11 protein-coding genes are annotated in these 16,902 nt (G+C 72.9%); 2 read left to right on the plus strand and 9 right to left on the minus strand.

The features are described from left to right. Positions 1–7: 7 nt before the first annotated feature. From aroF to JOL79_RS05380, 5 genes are read right to left on the minus strand one after another with little or no spacing between them, the layout of a single operon-like run. On the minus strand, positions 8–1,111 hold the full coding sequence (gene aroF / locus JOL79_RS05360) for a 3-deoxy-7-phosphoheptulonate synthase (RefSeq protein WP_210154514.1): 1,104 nt from the start codon (positions 1,109–1,111) through the stop codon (positions 8–10). A gap of 4 nt (positions 1,112–1,115) precedes the next feature. Further along, on the minus strand, positions 1,116–4,013 hold the full coding sequence (locus tag JOL79_RS05365; protein ID WP_210154515.1) for an amino acid adenylation domain-containing protein: 2,898 nt from the start codon (positions 4,011–4,013) through the stop codon (positions 1,116–1,118). A gap of 23 nt (positions 4,014–4,036) precedes the next feature. Then, positions 4,037–4,630: an anthranilate synthase component II gene (locus tag JOL79_RS05370; RefSeq protein ID WP_210154516.1), complete on the minus strand. Its 594-nt coding sequence runs from the start codon at positions 4,628–4,630 to the stop codon at positions 4,037–4,039. Next, the gene (locus JOL79_RS05375) at positions 4,627–6,102 is read right to left on the minus strand and encodes an anthranilate synthase component I family protein (RefSeq protein ID WP_210154517.1); all 1,476 of its coding nucleotides are present in this window, start codon (positions 6,100–6,102) and stop codon (positions 4,627–4,629) included. The genes JOL79_RS05370 and JOL79_RS05375 overlap by 4 nt, the downstream gene beginning before the upstream one ends. A gap of 14 nt (positions 6,103–6,116) precedes the next feature. Then, positions 6,117–7,550, minus strand: a complete 1,434-nt coding sequence (locus JOL79_RS05380; protein ID WP_210154518.1) for a phenylacetate--CoA ligase family protein — start codon at positions 7,548–7,550, stop codon at positions 6,117–6,119. Positions 7,551–7,888: 338 nt separating this feature from the next. Between JOL79_RS05380 and JOL79_RS05385 the strand changes: the two genes are divergently transcribed. Both JOL79_RS05385 and JOL79_RS05390 read left to right on the plus strand, forming a co-directional pair. Beyond that, positions 7,889–8,302, plus strand: coding sequence for a hypothetical protein (locus tag JOL79_RS05385; protein ID WP_210154519.1), 414 nt, complete (start codon positions 7,889–7,891; stop codon positions 8,300–8,302). Between the two features lie 243 nt (positions 8,303–8,545). Further along, a complete protein-coding gene (locus tag JOL79_RS05390) occupies positions 8,546–10,036 on the plus strand; it encodes a condensation domain-containing protein (protein ID WP_210154520.1) in 1,491 nt (496 codons plus the stop codon). Positions 10,037–10,058: 22 nt separating this feature from the next. Here the strand turns inward: JOL79_RS05390 and JOL79_RS05395 are convergent, their stop codons facing one another. The 4 genes from JOL79_RS05395 to JOL79_RS05410 form a co-directional block, all read right to left on the minus strand. Then, complete coding sequence (locus JOL79_RS05395; RefSeq protein WP_210154521.1) at positions 10,059–10,571, minus strand: DinB family protein; 513 nt, start codon at positions 10,569–10,571, stop codon at positions 10,059–10,061. Between the two features lie 77 nt (positions 10,572–10,648). Next, complete coding sequence (locus JOL79_RS05400) at positions 10,649–11,734, minus strand: winged helix DNA-binding domain-containing protein (protein WP_210154522.1); 1,086 nt, start codon at positions 11,732–11,734, stop codon at positions 10,649–10,651. A 110-nt stretch (positions 11,735–11,844) separates the two neighbouring features. After that, complete coding sequence (locus tag JOL79_RS05405; RefSeq protein ID WP_210154523.1) at positions 11,845–15,759, minus strand: non-ribosomal peptide synthetase; 3,915 nt, start codon at positions 15,757–15,759, stop codon at positions 11,845–11,847. A 96-nt stretch (positions 15,760–15,855) separates the two neighbouring features. Beyond that, positions 15,856–16,791, minus strand: a complete 936-nt coding sequence (locus JOL79_RS05410; RefSeq protein WP_210154524.1) for a LysR family transcriptional regulator — start codon at positions 16,789–16,791, stop codon at positions 15,856–15,858. Positions 16,792–16,902: the final 111 nt, after the last annotated feature.

The following is a 16,902-nucleotide window of genomic DNA, read 5'->3' on the forward strand; positions in this document are numbered from 1 at the left end:
CATCCCACTAATTCTCGACGAACCGGGCCGCGGCGACCGGGAAGGCACCGACGGGCTCGCCCCTGAGCATGCGCACCTTCCGCCGGCCCGCGACACTCGGGTGCATCGTGCGGCCGGCCGCGCCGGTGGCCAGGCTCAGCCTGCTCATCAGCTCGGGCAGCCGGGTAACGGGAAGCGCCTGCTTGCCGTCGCACATCGCGGTGGCCGGGTCGTGGTGCGACTCCACGATGACGCCGTCCGCGCCGGCCGCCGCCGCCGCGAGGGCCAGCGGGATCACCAGGCTGGTCGTGCCGGCGGCGTGACTCGGGTCGACGATCACGGGCAGATGGGTGCGCTCCTTCAGCACGGCCACCGCCCCCACGTCGAGCGTGAACCGGTAGCTGTTCTCGAAGGTGCGGATGCCGCGCTCGCACAGCACGAGCTGCTCGTTGCCGCCCTCCAGGACGTACTCGGCGGCGAGCAGGGTCTCCTCGACGGTCGCCGACAGGCCCCGCTTGAGCAGCACCGGCCTGCGCAGCCTGCCGAGCTCGCGCAGCAGCGTGAAGTTCTGCATGTTGCGGGCGCCGACCTGGAGCATGTCCGCCGAATCCGCGACGTCCTCGATGTCGCGCACGTCGAGGATCTCGGTGACCACGGGCAGCCCGGTCATCGCCCTGGCCTCGGCGAGCAGCTCCAGCCCCTCGCGGCCGAGCCCCTGGAAGGCGTACGGCGAGCTGCGCGGCTTGAAGGCGCCGCCGCGCAGGGCGTGGCAGCCCGCGTCGCGCACCGCGGCCGCGATCTCCAGCAGCTGCTCGCCGCTCTCCACCGAGCAGGGCCCGGCGATGACGGTGAACCCGGCGGGCCCGATGTGACACTCCCCCAGCGCGACCGTGCTGAGCGCGCCCAGCTTGGCCTCGCTGGACGCCAGCACGTGGGGCGCGGGGATCCGGGTCACACTCAGCACCGCGGGCTCGGCGGCCAGCGCCGCCGCGACGGCGTCGCGGTCTCCCGACGCCGACAGGACCGCGCGGTTGTGCACCCGCAGATCCGACCCCGCGGACGCGGCCAGGTCGATGACGCGGTCCAGTTGGTCCTGATCCGCTCTTTCGTCGATAACGATGACGACCGTCACGCTCTTACCTACCTGTCTCTACTAGCTGGGCGGATACGGAAAGGCGCGCGACGGCCGCTTCGCAGTCGGCCGCGAGCCGCCGGGCCGCGGGATCGTCCGGCAGGTCCCAGTCGAGCCTGAGCCTGCCGTCCGTCTCCCGGACCAGCAGGTGGACCGCCGCACCCGGCGCGCCGAACACGCCGCGGTCCTCCACGGCGAACGCGCCGCCGGAGGCGACGGGACGGTGCGCGAGCAGGTTCGTCACGACCACCGGCACGTCTCCCTCCGACAGCACCCGGGTGCGGCGGCTGAAGTCGCCCACCACCCCGGACACCCCCGGATGGACGGGGGGACGGCCGAGCTCGTTGGCGAACAGCGAGAAGCCCTCGTGTGCCGCCACGGTCTCGGCGACCGCGGCGAGCACCGTCGCCGCGGGGGTGGCGCCCGTCTGCTCGGCACGGGTGGCCAGGGCGGTCCACTGCCAGGCCTCGCCGGTGTGCGTCCGGTGCTCCCTGGCGCCTGAGTCACCCGCTTCCGGGATCGCGGTGCCCTGGACCGTCCTGCCGGGCTGGACGTGGCCGGCGCAGTCGCGGAAGGTCACCTCCAGCCTGGGCAGCGCGGCCGGCGCGGCGTCCGGGTCTTCGTACAGCTCGGACAGCTCCGGGAGGAGCACATGGTGGACGCTCCGGGCGTCCGCGACCGCGCGGTGCACCGACAGCAGGACGCGTACGGCGTCTCCGGGCAGCAGCACGACCGTCAGCTCGTGCAGCGGCGCCCCGGGGGTGGGCACCGGCGTGGCCGTCCAGCGCTCGCGCAGGGCGGCCGCCGACCGCTCCGCCTCCTCAGGCCGCAGGTCGCGCAGGTCGCGCACCACCACGTCGCCGGCCACACCTTCCGGCGGGAGCACGACCAGGGAGTCGTCGTCGTGCCGCACGGTCCGCAGGGCGTCGTGCCGGGTTCGCAGAGCCGCCCACGCCTCCCTGAACGCGTCCACGTCGAGCCAGTCGCGGTGCCATTCGAGGTGGTCGTGCCCGCCGGGGGCGGCGAACTGCGCCCGCTGGCCGTCGGTGGGCGGGAAGGGCTCAAACCGGCTGGCCGGATCGGGGGTGAGCGCGGGCGGCACGGCCTCCGGCGCCGACGCCCGCTCGCCGCACAGCGCGGCGATCCCGGCGACCGTGGGCGCCTTGAGCAGGTCGGCCATGCCGATCCCCGTGTCGAGTCCCGCGTCCAGCTCCGCGCGCATCCCGGCCAGCAGCCGCGTGGCGCGCAGCGAGTCGCCGCCGAGCTCGAAGAAGCTGTCGTCGACGCCGATCTCGTCCAGGTCGAGCACGTCGGCCCAGATCACCGCGAGCACCTGTTCCAGCTCGGTGCGCGGGGCGACGAACGGCACGCCGAGGTCGGGCCGCTCCCGCGACGGCGGCGGCAGCTTGGCCCGGTCGATCTTGCCGTTCACCGTGGTCGGCAGGTCGCCCACGACGAACGCGGCGGGGACCATGTGCGCGGGCAGCCGCTCCGACATGGCGCGCCGCAGCGCGAACACCGCCACGGTTCCGCCGGGGGTGGGCTCCACGTAGCCGACGAGCCGGCGCTCGCCGGGGATGTCCTCCCGGGCGAGGACGGCGCACTGCATGACGCCGGGCTGGGCGGCGAGCACGCTCTCCACCTCGCCCAGGTGCACCAGGTAGCCGCGGATCTTCACCTGGTCGTCGGTCCGGCCGATGATCTCCACCGTGCCGTCGGCCCACATCTGCGCGAAGTCGCCGCTGCGGTAGAGCACCGGGTACGGATCCCCGGGCAGCGGGTTGGGCAGGAACTTCGCGCCGTTGACGTCCGGCCGGTTGAGGTAGCCCTGCGACAGGCTGGCCCCCGAGATGTAGAGCTCGCCGGTCACCCCGGGCGGCACCTCGGCCATCTTCTCGTCCAGCACGTACATGCGGACGTTGGCGACCGGACGGCCGACGGGCGGCAGGACCTCGCCCCTGCGCTCGGCGGGAACGCCGGCGGCCATCTCGGTGAGGTCGCAGGTGGCGACGACGTTGGCCTCCGCCGAGCCGTACACGTTCAGCACGCGGTAGGGCAGGCCGTCCCTGGGCCAGGTGCGGACCCGCTCGCCCGCGATGCGCATGACCCGCAGGGCGGTGCCGTCCGGCCAGTCGAGGTTCCAGATCCGTTCCGCCATGGCGGTCAGCACGAGCGACTGCGTGATCCGTTCCTCGACCAGCCAGTCGCGCAGCTGCGCCGCGCTCTGCGCCACGTCCGGCTCCGGGATGAGGACGGTGCCGCCCGCGGCCAGGATCGGGAAGGGGTCGACCTCCACCAGGCCGAAGCCGGGCGAGCACAGCCAGCTTCCCCGGGTCTCCTCGTCGATCCCGCACTGCTCCCGCAGCACGTTCACGGTGTTGCGCATCGGCCCGTGCCGCAGCAGCACCGCCTTCGGCGTACCGGTGGAGCCGGACGTGTAGGCGATGTGGCAGACGGTCTCGTCGGCCACCGGCACACCCGGGTCCTCGGCGGGGGCGGACCGCCACGCCGGGTCGCCGACCTCGACGATCGGGCAGCAGCCCTCGACGTGGTCGCGCAGGTCGTCCCTGGTGACGACCGCGGCGGCCCCGGCGTCGGTCAGCATGAAACGCAGGCGCTGCCGCGGATACTCGGGGTCGAGCAGCACCGCGGCCCCGCCGGTCTTGAAGACGGCGAGCTGGGCGAGGACGCTCTCGATCGAGCGCTCCAGGCAGACGCCGATCCGCCGGCCGGGCCCGCCGCCCAGCCGGATCAGGTGCTGGGCGAGGCGGTTCGCGGCCTCGTCGAGCGCGCCGTAGGTGATGCTCTCGCCCCGGCGGACGACGGCCGTCGCGTCCGGCCGGCGCCGCGCCATGTCGGCGACGAGCTCGTGGAAGTGGCCGCCGGCCCACGTGTCGTTCACGGCGATGTTCCCCTCAGTGTGCCTCAGCGGATGGTCATCGGTTTGCGGGCGGCGATGCCCACGAAGTTGGAGAACAGCCGCAGTCCGTCGACGGTGCAGATGCTCTCGGGATGGAACTGCACCGACTCGATCGGCAGCGTCCGGTGCCGCAGCCCCATCACGTACCCGTCGTCGGCCGAGCGGGCCGTCACGACGAGGTCGGCCGGCACGCTGTCCTCGGCCACGACCAGGGAGTGGTAGCGGGTGGCCTCGAACGGCTCCGGCATGCCCGCGAAGAGTCCCTCGCCGTCGTGCAGCACCTTGCTGGTCTTGCCGTGCATCAGGTGGTCCGCGCGGACCACGCGGCCGCCGAACGCGGCGCCGATCGCCTGGTGGCCGAGGCACACGCCCAGCATGGGCAGCCGATGGCCGAACTCGTGGACCAGCTCGACGTGCCCGGAGACCAGGGGGTGACCGGGGCCGGGGCCGAGCACCAGCGCGTCCGGGTCCATCGCGACCACGTCGGCGTGGCTCAGCTCGTTCGAGCGCACCACGATCGGGTCCGCGCCGGCGCTGTGCATGTACTGCCGGATGATGTGCACGAAGCTGTCGAACGCGTCGACGATGAGAACTCTCACGCGCGGGGCTCCTCTCCGGTGACCGCCCAGTGGGCCGCGCCCAGCTTGGCGATGGTCTCGTTCCACTCGCGTTGCGGCGTCGAGTCGGCCACGACCCCCGCGGACGCCCGGGCGCGGTAGACGCCGTCGCCGTGCACGAGGGTGCGGATGCACAGGGCGAGGTTGACGAAGCCGCCGACGTCGACCAGGCCGAGGGCCCCCGCGTAGATGCCGCGGCGACTGCTCTCGACGGACTCGATGATCTCCATGGCCCGGACCTTCGGGGCGCCGGTCATGGTGCCGGACGGGAACAGCGCGGCGACGACGTCGTAGCCGTCCAGGCCCGCGTCGAGCCGTCCGGTCACCGTGGAGACCAGGTGGAGCAGCCGCGCGTACCGCTCGACGACGAGCATGTGCGGCACGTCGAGCGTCCCCGGCGCGCAGATCCGGCCGATGTCGTTGCGGCACAGGTCGACGAGCATGACGTGCTCGGCGATCTCCTTGGGGTCCTGCCGGAGCCTGCGCACGGCGGCCGGGTCCGGCTCGTCACCCGGCCCGCAGGGCAGCGTCCCCGCGATCGGGCGCATCGTGACCAGCCCGTCCTCCACCCTGGCGAACAGCTCGGGGCTCGCGCCGACCACCGTGTGCCCGGCCAGCGGAGCCAGATACATGTACGGCGACGGGTTGCGCGCCCGCAGCCTGCGATAGACGTCGACCGGGCCGGCCGCGCTGCGCATGGCGAACTCGTGGCCGATCTGGACCTGGTAGATGTCGCCGGCCGCGATGTGCTCAAGGCACCGCCCGACACTGTCGTGGTAGAGATCCGGGGTGGTGCTGTCGGAGACGTCCGTCGCCCGGCTCGCCGGCACCTGCTCCCCCGGCGCGGGCGCCGGGGCGGGCAGCGGCAGCAGGTCTGCGGCGTCCAGCGCCGGCCACGCGTCGCACTCGTGCAGCACGAGTTCGGCGTCCCCGCCCGCCCCGATGCGGACGTGCCCCTGGTGGAGCACCAGGGCGACGTCGGGGAGATCGGCCTCCTGCTCGATGAGGAACGGCAGGTCCTCGATGTAGCGGGCGGTGTCGTACCCGAAGAACGCGAGGAAGCCGAAGCGGAACGTCGACCGCGATCCCGGGGCGTCGAAGCAGGCGTGGACGGCCCGCAGCACGTCCCACAGCCCGCGCGGGTCGGGCAGGGTGAGCTCGCCGCCCGTGCCGTCGAGCAGGCCGTCCGTGCGGCGGCGCACCTCGGACACCAGCGCGGGCAGGCCGGTGACGCGCACGACGCCCCGCGTCACGGAGACGGACAGCAGCTCGCGGAAACCGACGTACGACTCCCGGGTGTCCACCTCGGGTCCCGTCACCGACTCCAGCAGGTAGACGTCGCTCGGGCCGAACCGGTCGGCCAGCGCGGTGTAGATCGTCAGCGGGTCGGCCGGGCCGGCCGGCCAGGTGCGGGTCCGGACGCGCAGCGACGTCCGGACGGCGGTGTGCGTCATCGTCGTCCCCCGGCTCAACTCGTGATCACCTGCCGCCCGGCGGCTTCCCGCGCGGCGGCCCGGTGGGCGTTGTCCGCGCCGGCCCGGTTGTCCAGCATCCGGGCGGCCTTCCAGCTGACGAACGACCCGGTGTTGGTGATCGGGTCGAGCTCGTCGGTGATCCGTACGTCCGCCTCGACGCCGAAGCGCTCCCGCACCCGGGCGGCCACGCCGCGCGCCACCGCGGCCGAGTCGCCGGCGATGTCGGTCAGCAGGTCGAGGTGGACGGTGAGGCGCTCGCGGCCGTCGGGCCCGTCGTCGACGACGACCTGGTAGCCCAGGGCGCCGCGGACGCCGTCGAGCACGGCGATCTCGATGTCGTCGGCGCGGAAGCCGGCGCCCCCGATGACGACCTGGTCGGCGACCCGGCCCACCACGTCGATCACGGGTCCGGGGTGACCGCAGGGGCAGCCGCGCCGGTCGAGGGACACCATGTCGCCGGTCCGGTAGCGGATGAGCGGCTTGATGCCGGGGACCAGCATGGTGAGGCAGAGCTCGCCCTCGCCGCGGTCGCCGAGCACCTCCCCCGTGGCCGGGTCGAGCACCTCGGCGATGTAGTTGGGCCGGGACAGGTGCAGGTTGCCGTACGTGCAGCCGGTGGCGATGGCCATCGCCTCCTGCGAGCCGTACAGGGTGGGCAGGGCGTCGGCGTCCCAGATCGACCGGACGTTCGCCGCGAACGCCGGGGTGCAGATCTCGCCGAGGACGAGGAAGAGCTTGACCTTGAGGTCGCGCTCGATGTCGTACCCGTGGAAGCGCGCGGCCTTCGCGAGGCTCAGGCACAGCGCGGGCGCGCACACGACGACCTCGACGTCCAGGTCGCGCATGAGCCGCAGCGCCTTCGCGAACCCGACCCGCGGCGACTCCGGCCAGATCTTCACGTGGCACGCGTCGAGCCTGCGCGCCGCGTCGCCGAAGGTGTCGCCGAACGCGTAGAGCTCGCACGGCCCCATGAGGCCGATGACGGGCATGCGGTCGCCGAAGCGGGCGCGGAACAGCCGCCGCCACGACTCCTCCACGTGGGCGTCGCTGGCGAACATGTCCAGGGGGCCGCGCGGGCAGGGGGTCGACGGCCCGGTCGTCCCGGTCGTCTCGTAGTAGACCGCCGCCTCGGCCGGGGTGCCGCTGAGGACCGCGTGCATCTCGCGCCGCAGGTCGGCCTTGGTGGTGAACGGGAGCTCGGCCAGACCGGCCGGCGTCACCGCGGCGACGTCCACGCCGGCCAGGTGCCGCCGGTAGAACGGAGACCGCTCGGTGACGTGCCGCAGCACCGCGGGCAGTCTCTCCGCGTACCAGTCCGTCCAGTCTGCCTCGGTCAGCGCGCCGGAGAAGTAGCGGTCCCGGAAGGACGTGTAGTCCGACCGGAAACGGCGCGCGTCGGTGGGCGAGCATGTCGCCGTAACTGCCATCGGTCGCTCCAGAGATCGGCGTGCGTCAGTGTGCCGGAGGCTAGGAGCGCCGAGTTCAGGACGGGTTATGCGGTGGGTTTAAGACGGGTTACGCGCCGTCGCGACCGGCGACGACAGGCCCTGCACCGCGATTTAAGCGAATTTGATTGCTTATCAGAAAACGGCGTCCTTGGACCGGCATCGCATCCCATGTCGACCTGCCGGAGACTTAGCACATCAGGGCCGCCGAAACCACCAACATCCCAGGTCATCGGCGGTTACCCTATAGCCCTGCTCAGCCGCCACTACGCGTTGGCCGCCCCTGATCCTCCGGCGCCGCTTGGGGTTCCGAACCGTACATGGACAAGTACCAGTCAGCCCAGATCGCCGCCGACGACGGCATTCTTTGGGGAACTCCGGCTTCCTTCCCGCCTGAGGCGGAGTCGCCGGTCCTGGTGGCGTTCCGCGACGACACGCTCCAGCAAGTGCTGGCGAAGGTAGCGCGGCTCGGTGGCGCCGTACACGTCATCGTGCCCACCATGGATACCGTCGGCGGACCGTGGCAGATAGCGATCGCTCAGATCCGGCAGGGAGCGGCGACGAAGGACCCGGTGTCCCTGGACGAGGATGACTGCAGGGTCACCGACAGCTCTCACCTGGGACTACTCCTTGATCTCATGGAGCTGCACGGGAGGACGATGACCATCCACATCTCCCGCCAGGAGTCCACCGTGCAACTCGTCGACATCGGCACGGACCTGGTTCTGGCTTAGAGCCGCGTCGATGCGCCTGGCTCCAAGATTGAGCGAGGCGCATTCATGATGTTCACGCGCTGCGCCTCGCCTGAGTGGAAGGCCGGCATGTCGCGGACGGCCGTACGCGCCGTCGTGAACGCGGGACCCGGCCGCGGAGCCGGGTAACCGGGCGCTAACCGCGTCTCCCTAACGTCGCGGTGCCGGTCGTGCCGGTGCATGGCCGGCGTGTTGCCGGTGCGCCACCGTGAGGAGGTCGATCCCGTGGACCCCGAGGTCCTGCGTAAGCTCGCCGGGTTGTCCGGCGCGGAACGGGCGCGTCTGCTGGGCAGACTCCGGCGGAACGCCGGGGTCGCCGACGCGGCCGCCCGACTTGAGCCCCGCGGCGGCGGAGGCCCCGCGGCGGCGTCGTTCGTCCAGGAGCAGCTCTGGTTCCTGCACCAGCTCGCCCCCGCCCAGCCGTCGTACAACGTGTCGTTCTCGTTCCGGCTGAGCGGGCCGCTCGACGAGGCCCGGCTGCTGTCCGTGATCGACGGGATCGTCGCACGCCACGACGTGCTGCGCGCCCGGCTCGTGCTGCGCGACGGCGCGCTGACCCAGGTGCCCGACGTCGAGCTCCCGCCTGTCGAGATCGTGGATCTGCCGGATGAGGCGGCCGTGCGGGAGCGCGTGCTGCGGCTGGCCCGCGAGCCGTTCGACCTGGGCGCCGGCCCGCTGACGCGGATCGCGCTGCTGCGGCTCTCCCCCGTCGAGCACCTGCTGGTCTGGGTGGCGCACCACTGCATCCTCGACGGCTGGTCGTTCGGCCTGATCCTGGACGAACTGCGCGCCGGGTATCAGGGCGAGACGCGGCCGGCGCCGGAGCTCCGGTACGCCGACGTCGCGGCCTGGCAGCGCGAACGGCTCGCCGCCGGCGAGTACGCCGCCCCGCTGGCCCGCTGGCGGACACGGCTGGAGGGCGCGCCGTCCGTCACCTTCCCCACCGACCGGCCCCGGCCCGCCGCGCAGACCTTCGCCGGCGCCCAGGTGGACTTCACCGTGCCTGACGATGTCGCCGCCGCCCTCACCGCCCTGGCCGACCGCTCCGGCGTCACGCTCTTCAGCGTGCTGCTCGCGGCCTACCAGGCGCTGCTCGCCCGGTGGAGCGGCGCGCCGTCGGTCGTCGTGGGCGTCCCGCTGGCCGGCCGCGGCCGTCCCGAGCTGAACGGCGTCATGGGACCGCTGGCGAACACCCTGCCCGTACGGGCGGACCTGCCTTTGGACGCGACGTTCGCGGACGTCCTGGCGCGCGTGCACGGGTCGGTGCTGGACGCACTGGAGGACCAGGACGTGCCGTTCGCCCGCATGGTGGAGCAACTGGCGGAGGGGCGCGACCCGAGCCGCAACCCGCTGTTCCAAGTGCTGTTCAACCTGGGCAACCTGCCGCAGGGCGCCGACGGCGTCGACCTGACGCCCGATCTGCGGCTACGCCCGGACGCCCACCCGAACGGCACGGTCCGGATGGACGCCGAGCTCACCATGGAGTCGGGCGCGGGCGGGCTCGGCGGGCGGCTGGAGTACGCCACCGCGCTCTACGATCCGGATACGGCCGCCGGCCTGGTGGACGGGTTCCAGCGGCTGCTCGCCGCGGTCGCGGCCGATCCCGGCGTGCGCGTGGCGGACCTGCCCGGCCCGCCGCCTCGGGAGCCCGCGCCGGCCAGGCCGGTCGCTGCCCGCCGGGCGCGCCGCAGCCGCATGTGGGCGGAGCTGCTCTGACCGCGGACGGAAGGACCGCGGGTCAGTAATAGCCCTTCTGGCCGTCGAGGAGCTCTCGTACGGCGTCGAGGTGACCGGCGTGGCGCGCGGTCTCCTCGATCATGTGGATCACCATCCAGCGGAGAGTGGCGGCCGCGGAACGGAACTCGGGGTGCCGGCCCACCTCGTCGAGCGAATGGGCTGCGATGATCTTGTTTGACACCGCGCACTGCTGTTCGTACTCGTCGAGGAGCCGGGCCAGCGGGACGCCTTCGACCATCATGTCGGCGTCCTCGAGGTCGTCCCTGAACTGGGGCCCGTCAGCCGGGCGGCCGGAGAAGAGCACCTCGAACCATGTGCTCTCGGTCCAGCGGAGGTGGGATACGACACCCGCCATCGTCATGAGAGGCGAGGACGGCAGGACCGGCCGATGCGCGTCCTCGTCGGACAGCCCCTCGCATTTCCAGTGGACGATCGCGCGCTGCATGTCGAGCCAGCCGACGAGCTGGGTGCGTTCGTCGGCCACGAAGGGCGGACGGATGCGAGGAGGGGCCATGGGCGCCGAAGCTACCCCATGCCTGATCGCCTCGCATCCGATTTTCCAGGCGCCCCGGGCGAGGGGACGCGCGTGAGTCAGGAGGCGATCTCGACCTTCCGTGTCGTCGCGTCCGGCTCCAGGAACGCCAGCAGGCGCTCACCCTCCTCCATCAGGGCGTCCCCGCCGTCCGCCGGGCGCAGCGGGCGCAGGGTCAGGGTGGCCACGTCACGTGTACGGCTGTGGTCCCAGATGCCGGCGACCACCCCGTCGATCAGGTACGTCGCGAGGCACTCGCCGTTGATCGCCTTGTAGACCTCCTTGTGGATGGCCTCCGGCAGGATCCTCGTCCGGTCGGCATGGGACAGCAGCGCCGCGTCCCACTTGGGCAGGAACCGTACGGGCAGCGGCAGGTCCGGCGGCGGCAGCGGCGCGTCCGCCAGGTCGACCAGCTCCCGGCCGTCCTCGGCGGTGTAGCGGACGGTGTCCAGCTCGTCGAGGGCCGGATCGATCTGCCGGTACCGCAGGTAGGTGAACTGGGCGATGTCGGCGCGGCTGGCCGGGCCGAAGGCGGCGAGGTAACGGCTCACCAGCCGGGCGGTCGCCGCGGGCTCGGGCTCCAGCTCGCCCTGCCAGAGCACCATGGACGGCTTGCCGTGCGCCCGCCAGTGGCCCGACGGGGCGACGTGCACCAGCGGCACCAGGGCGCGGGCGTAGTGCACCAGGTCGCCCTTGCGCACCGCGCCGCCCGTCACGTCGTGCACGTGGTCGCGGAGGTCCTGCGCGGAACGGGGCTCCGCGGTGAACTTCTCCAGGCTGCCCAGCAGGGCGTCCTCGTCCACGCCCGCGTTCTTGTGCCGCCCGCGGATCTCGGTCAGCCACTGCCGCCGCCAGGCGGCGGCGAAGTGGGGATAGTCGTCCGCCGCGACGATGTGGAGCGTGCCGCGCATCAGGGTCGACTTGACGACGCCGCCGTCGACCAGCGCGCGCTCCAGGTCCTTCTTGTCGAACTCGGGCAGGCGTACGTGCAGCGCGATGTGCGGCGACGGCGAATACTGCGCCTGAAGTGCGGCGAGCCGCCGCACCGCGTCCTCGGCCGTGAGGGCCTGGTCGCGGTGCAGCAGCTGCCGGGTGAACAGGGAGGCGGTCAGCTCGCGCTGACTCAGCGTGCGGGGGGCTCCCACGGATGTCACTCCTCGGTCCGGTCGCTCACTCGGAGAAGCACCTGTGCACGCGCATCGTAACGACTCCCGTCATACCGTGGTTCGCTGTCCGGCCACCTGGGCGGGGGCCGTCACCTGGCCGCCTCCACCGGAGCGTGCCGCTCCGCGATGAGCTCGGCCAGCCGGGGGGCGTGGTCGCGGACGAAGTAGTGCCGGCCGCCCTCGATGACGTCGGCGGACTCCACCTCGCCAAACCTGGACCAGTCGGTGTACCGCCGTTCCCAGCCCTCCGTCGCCGGGTCGGCGTCGCCGAACACGCACCGGATCGGCGCACGGATCGGCTCCGGCCGGTGCTCCAGGCTGCGCAGGTGGAACTCCATGGCGCCCTCGTGGTCGTGCCGGCCGGCCACCATGACGTGGTCGATCGTCGCCCACTCCAGGGCGCCGTCCAGGCCGCCGAGGCTGCGCAGGTGCTCCGCCCACGCCTCGTTGCCGGTCGCCCGTTCGATCGCCAGCGCCGCGGCCGGGTCGGCCTCCGGCAGCGACGCCGCCAGGTAGAGCGCCCGCAGGTCGACCCCGCGTGCCTCCAGTTCCGGCGCCAGGGCCGCGGCCATCGCGGTGCCCGCGCAGTGGCCGTAGACCAGTACGGGCCCCTCGATCCGCTGGGCGACCTCGTCGGCCACCCCACGCACGATCTCCTCGAACGGCCGGAACTCACGGGACGAGCCTGACGGGTCGTACCCCGGCTGGCTCAGCGCCCACAGCGCCATGTCGCCGGGCAGCGCGTCGGCCAGCGGCTGGTACGCGATGGCGTTCCCTCCGCCGTACGGGAGACAGACCAGGGTGATGCGGGCCTGCCTGCCGCGCGGGGTGAGCTCGTGCAACAGCCGCTGGGGCTCGGTGTCCGCCGTACGCAGCCGGACGGCGAGCGCCCGGATCGTCGGGTTCTTGAACAGCTCGATCACCGGGACGGACGAGTCGATGGCGAGCATCGCCCGCACCGCCGCGAACGAGTCGCCGCCGATGCGGAAGAAGTCGTCGTCGATGCCGATGTCGTCGGTGCCGAGCACACCGCGCCACACGGACGCGATGCGGGCCTCCAGGGGGTTGCGCGGGCCCTGCCCGCCCCCGCCGCCGGCCACCTCGCGGGCGGACAGCGCCTTGCGGTCCACCTTGCCGTTCGGCGTGGTCGGCAGGGCGTCCAGGACCTCGAGCACGGCCGGGACCATGTGCGAGGGCAGCACCGCGAGCAGGTGCTCGCGCAGGTCACCCACCAGCGTCTCGCGGTCGGCGCCCGGCTCGGCGGTGACGAAACCGGCGAGCGTGTGGTTGCCCCGCTCCCCCTGCGCGACCACGACGGCCTCGGTGACCGCCGGGTGCTTGCGCAGCGCCGCCTCGATCTCGCCCAGCTCGATCCGCAGGCCGTGCACCTTGACCTGGAAGTCCATCCGGCCGAGCAGTTCGACCACGCCGTCCGGGCGGTATCTGGCCAGGTCGCCGGTGCGGTAGAGCCGTGCGGCGGTGCCGTCGGGGAAGGTGTGCGTCACGAACCGCTCGGCGGTCAGCTCCGGGCGGTTGACGTAGCCGCGGGCCAGGCCGACGCCGCCGATGTACAGCTCGCCGGGGATGCCGACGGGCTGCGGCCAGCCGTGCGGGTCCAGCACGTACGTCGTCTGGTTGGCCATGGGAGCCCCGTACGGGATGCTCTTCCACTCGGGGTCGACCTCGCCGATGGGGAAGATGACCGAGTCCATGGACGCCTCGGTGGCGCCGCCGAGCGCGATCACCTGGACGGGCGCGAGCGCGCGGACGCGGTCGGGCAGCCCCACGGCGATCCAGTCGCCGCTGAGCAGGGCCAGCCGCAGGTGGGGCAGCGTGGCGCCGTCGGAGACCAGCTTCTCGACCAGCAGCTCCAGCAGTGCCGGGGCCGAGTGCCAGATCGTGATGCGGTGCTCGTGCATGAGCTCGGCCCATCGGGCCGGCTCCTTGACGGCCTCCGGCTCGGGCAGCACGAGCGTGCCGCCCGCGGCGAGCAGCCCCAGCATGTCGTACACCGACATGTCGAAGCTCGGGGAGGAGACGCCGAGCACGCTGTCGCCGGGGCCGACCTCGAAGCGGCGGTTGAAGTCGGTGTAGTTGTTCACCGCCCCCTGGTGGCGCAGCGCGATGCCCTTCGGCCGCCCGGTCGAGCCCGAGGTGTACATGACGAAGGCCAGGTCGTCGGAGGTGACGTCGGTCTCCACCGGCTCGGCGGGCTCGGCGTCCAGGTCGCCGGAGTCGACCACCAGGACGTTGGGGGCGTCGATCCCGGTCTCCGTCCGGGTGCTCGTGATCACGCCCCAGGCGCCCGAGTCGCTCAGCATGAACTCGACGCGGTCGGCCGGGTAGTCGGGGTCGACGGGCAGGAACGCGCCGCCCGCCTTGAGCACGCCGAGCACCGCGACGGCCTGCCAGACCGAGCGCGGCATGCACACGCCCACCAGGACGTCGCGGCCGACGCCGAGGGCCCGCAGCCGGTGGGCCAGCCGGTTCGCGCGGGCGTCCAGCTCGGCGTACGTCAGGCTCTCCGCGCCGCACGCCACCGCCACGAGGTCGCCCCGGGCGCGGGCGTTGCCCTCGAAGAGCTGGTGCAGGCAGACGACCTCGTCGAACGGCTCCGCCGTGTCGTTCCAGGTGACCAGCACGTCGTGCAGCTCCGGCCCGGTGAGCATGCGCAGGCCGGTCACGGCGGCGTCGGGCCGCTCCAGGCCCGACTCCAGCAGCGTCAGGAGGTGGCCGAGCAGCCGCTCGGCGGTCGCGTCGTCGAACAGGTCGAGGTCGAAGGAGCAGTCGAGGGTCGTGCCGTCGGCGGTGGTGTCGAGGACCAGGCCCAGGTCGAACCGGGCCGTGGAGAACTCCGACGGCAGGGCGCGGGCCTCCAGCCCGTCGAAGCGCAGCGCCTCCTCCGAGCTGTCGTAGGCGCCGGTGTAGACGCGGAAGAACGGCGACCGCCCGCCGGCGGTGCGCTCCGGGGCCAGCTCCTGCACCAGGGTGTCGAAGGGAATGCCGGAGTTGGTCACGGCGTCGCGCAGCGTGCGGTCGGCGCGGCGCACCATCTCCCGGAAGGTCGGCGCACCGGACACGTCGGCCCGCAGCACCACGGTGTTCGCGAAGTAGCCGATCAGATCGCGCAGCTCGGGCCGGTCGCGGCCGTCGAGCGTGGTGCCGACCGCGAAGTCCTCTTGGCCGGTGTAGCGGTAGAGCAGCGCCTGCACGGCCGCCACCAGCACCGACACCGGTTCCGCTCCCTCGTCGCGGGCGAGGCCCCGCATCGACTCCAGCAGGTGGTCCTCCAGGTCCACCCGGGTGAAGCCGCCGTCTCCGGAGGGCACCTCGGGGGCGGTCCGGTCCGTCGGCAGGTCGAGCGTCGGCAGCCGGTCGAGCTGCCGCCGCCAGTAGCCGAGCTGCTCGTCCCGCCGTGGGCCGCTCAGCTCGGCGACCTGCCGCGCCGCGTAGTCCGCGTACTGCGCCGGCAGGCCGGGCAGCTCGGCGGCCCCGCCCGCGCGGCGCGCGTTGTAACCGGCGGCGAGCTCTCCGAGCAGCACGGGCCGCGAGGCCGCGTCCATCGCGATGTGGTGCACGCAGATCAGCAGGACGTGCTCGTCGTGGGCGAGCCGCAGCAGCTCGGCCCGGATGATCGGCCCGGTCTCCAGGTCGAACGGCTCGTTCTCCTGGTCCGCGCAGGCCTCTTCCACGGCCTGGGCCCGCGCGAAGCGGTCGAGCCCGGTCAGGTCGGCCACGGGGAGGGCGACCGGTTCCGGGGTGCGGACGACGGCGAACGGCTCGCCGTTCGCCGTCCTGTACGTGGTGCGCAGGATCTCGTGCCGCGCCACCAGGTCGGTGAGGCTACCCGCCAGCGCCGAGCGGTCGAGCTCGCCGCACAGGCGGATGGGCAGCACCACGTTGTACACGGTGCGCCCCGCCTCCAGCTGATGAAGCAGCCACATCCGGCGCTGACCCGCCGAGGTGGGCGGGCCGAGCTTCTCGGCGGGGGTGGTAATCGCCATGCTGGAGCCATCTCCTTCCGGCCACCGCTCGCGCACGCGCGCGGGCCTACCTGTCGCCATGGTCGGCGACTGTAGGGAGGCCGGGTTGGACACCGGTTACGCGGCGAGACCCTCCGGCCAGTGCGGGTGGCGCAGCGCGTCGCACCAGCCGTCGGCGACGCTCAGGTCGGTCAGCACGGAGACGGCGTGGGCCACCAGCGGATGCCGTTCGGCGGTCCGCCAGACCAGTGACCACGGGTAGACCGGCATCGGGTCGACCAGGTCGAGCACCCGCACCCGCGGGTCGACCGGGTTCTGCACGTCGGTGCCGGTGAGAAAGGCGGGGCCCGCGCCGCGCGACCGGGCGACGATCTCCTCGGCGGTGACGTTGTCCACGTTGGGGAAGCGCAGGACACAGCCGAAGGTCTGCGCGAGGCGGCTGACGAATCCGCTCCACTCCGACGCGCTGCCGGGCGTCGGCGTCCACAGTCCGTAGTCGGCGAGGTCGGCGGGCCGTACGGCGTCGAGCGCCGCGAGCGGGTGGTCGGCGTCCACGGCGACCAGCAGCGGCTCCAGGCGGATGATCCGGTGGGTGAGCGCGCGGGGCTGCTGGCCGTGGATCCGGCCGAAGGTCAGGTCGATCTCCCCGCGGAGCAGCGCGGGCACCGCGTGCGTGAGCGTGCGGCGGGAGCTGAGCTCGACCGCTATCGCCGAATCCTTCTCCACCAGCCTGCGCGCCATGACCGCGGGCGCGAGGCGTTCGTGCAGGACGTCGACGCGGAGGGTCCGCGGGGTGCCCTGGACGGCGGCCACGGCGGCGTCGGCCGCGGCGAGCGCCTCCCGCGCGGGCGGCAGGAAACGCTGTCCCGATTCGGTGAGGGCGACGCTGCGGGTCGAGCGGTCGAACAGGGTGAGGCCGAGATCGGACTCCAGCTTGGTTATCCGCTTCGACAGCGCCTGCTGGGTGATGGACAGCCGCTCGGCGGCGTGCCCGAAATGGAGCTCCTCCGCGCAGAGGACGAACGCGCGGACCAGCGCCATGTCGAGGTCCATGCCGCCAATCGTCCGATCCACAACCATGCGTTGTCAATCAGGGAACCGGGTTGTTGGACCGGGGCCCAGGTCGGCGGATGCAATGGTGCACGGCCGCCGCCGTATGTTTCA

Source organism: Microbispora oryzae, from assembly GCF_017896165.1.
GTDB lineage: Bacteria > Actinomycetota > Actinomycetes > Streptosporangiales > Streptosporangiaceae > Microbispora > Microbispora oryzae.

Coding starts and splice junctions, on each gene's coding strand:
- JOL79_RS05380 (WP_210154518.1), bottom strand. CDS start 7,550: ATGGCAGTTACGGCGACATGCTCGCCCACCGACGCGCGCCGTTTCCGG.
- JOL79_RS05395 (WP_210154521.1), bottom strand. CDS start 10,571: ATGGCCCCTCCTCGCATCCGTCCGCCCTTCGTGGCCGACGAACGCACC.
- JOL79_RS05375 (WP_210154517.1), bottom strand. CDS start 6,102: ATGACGCACACCGCCGTCCGGACGTCGCTGCGCGTCCGGACCCGCACC.
- JOL79_RS05405 (WP_210154523.1), bottom strand. CDS start 15,759: ATGGCGATTACCACCCCCGCCGAGAAGCTCGGCCCGCCCACCTCGGCG.
- JOL79_RS05385 (WP_210154519.1), top strand. CDS start 7,889: ATGGACAAGTACCAGTCAGCCCAGATCGCCGCCGACGACGGCATTCTT.
- JOL79_RS05410 (WP_210154524.1), bottom strand. CDS start 16,791: ATGGACCTCGACATGGCGCTGGTCCGCGCGTTCGTCCTCTGCGCGGAG.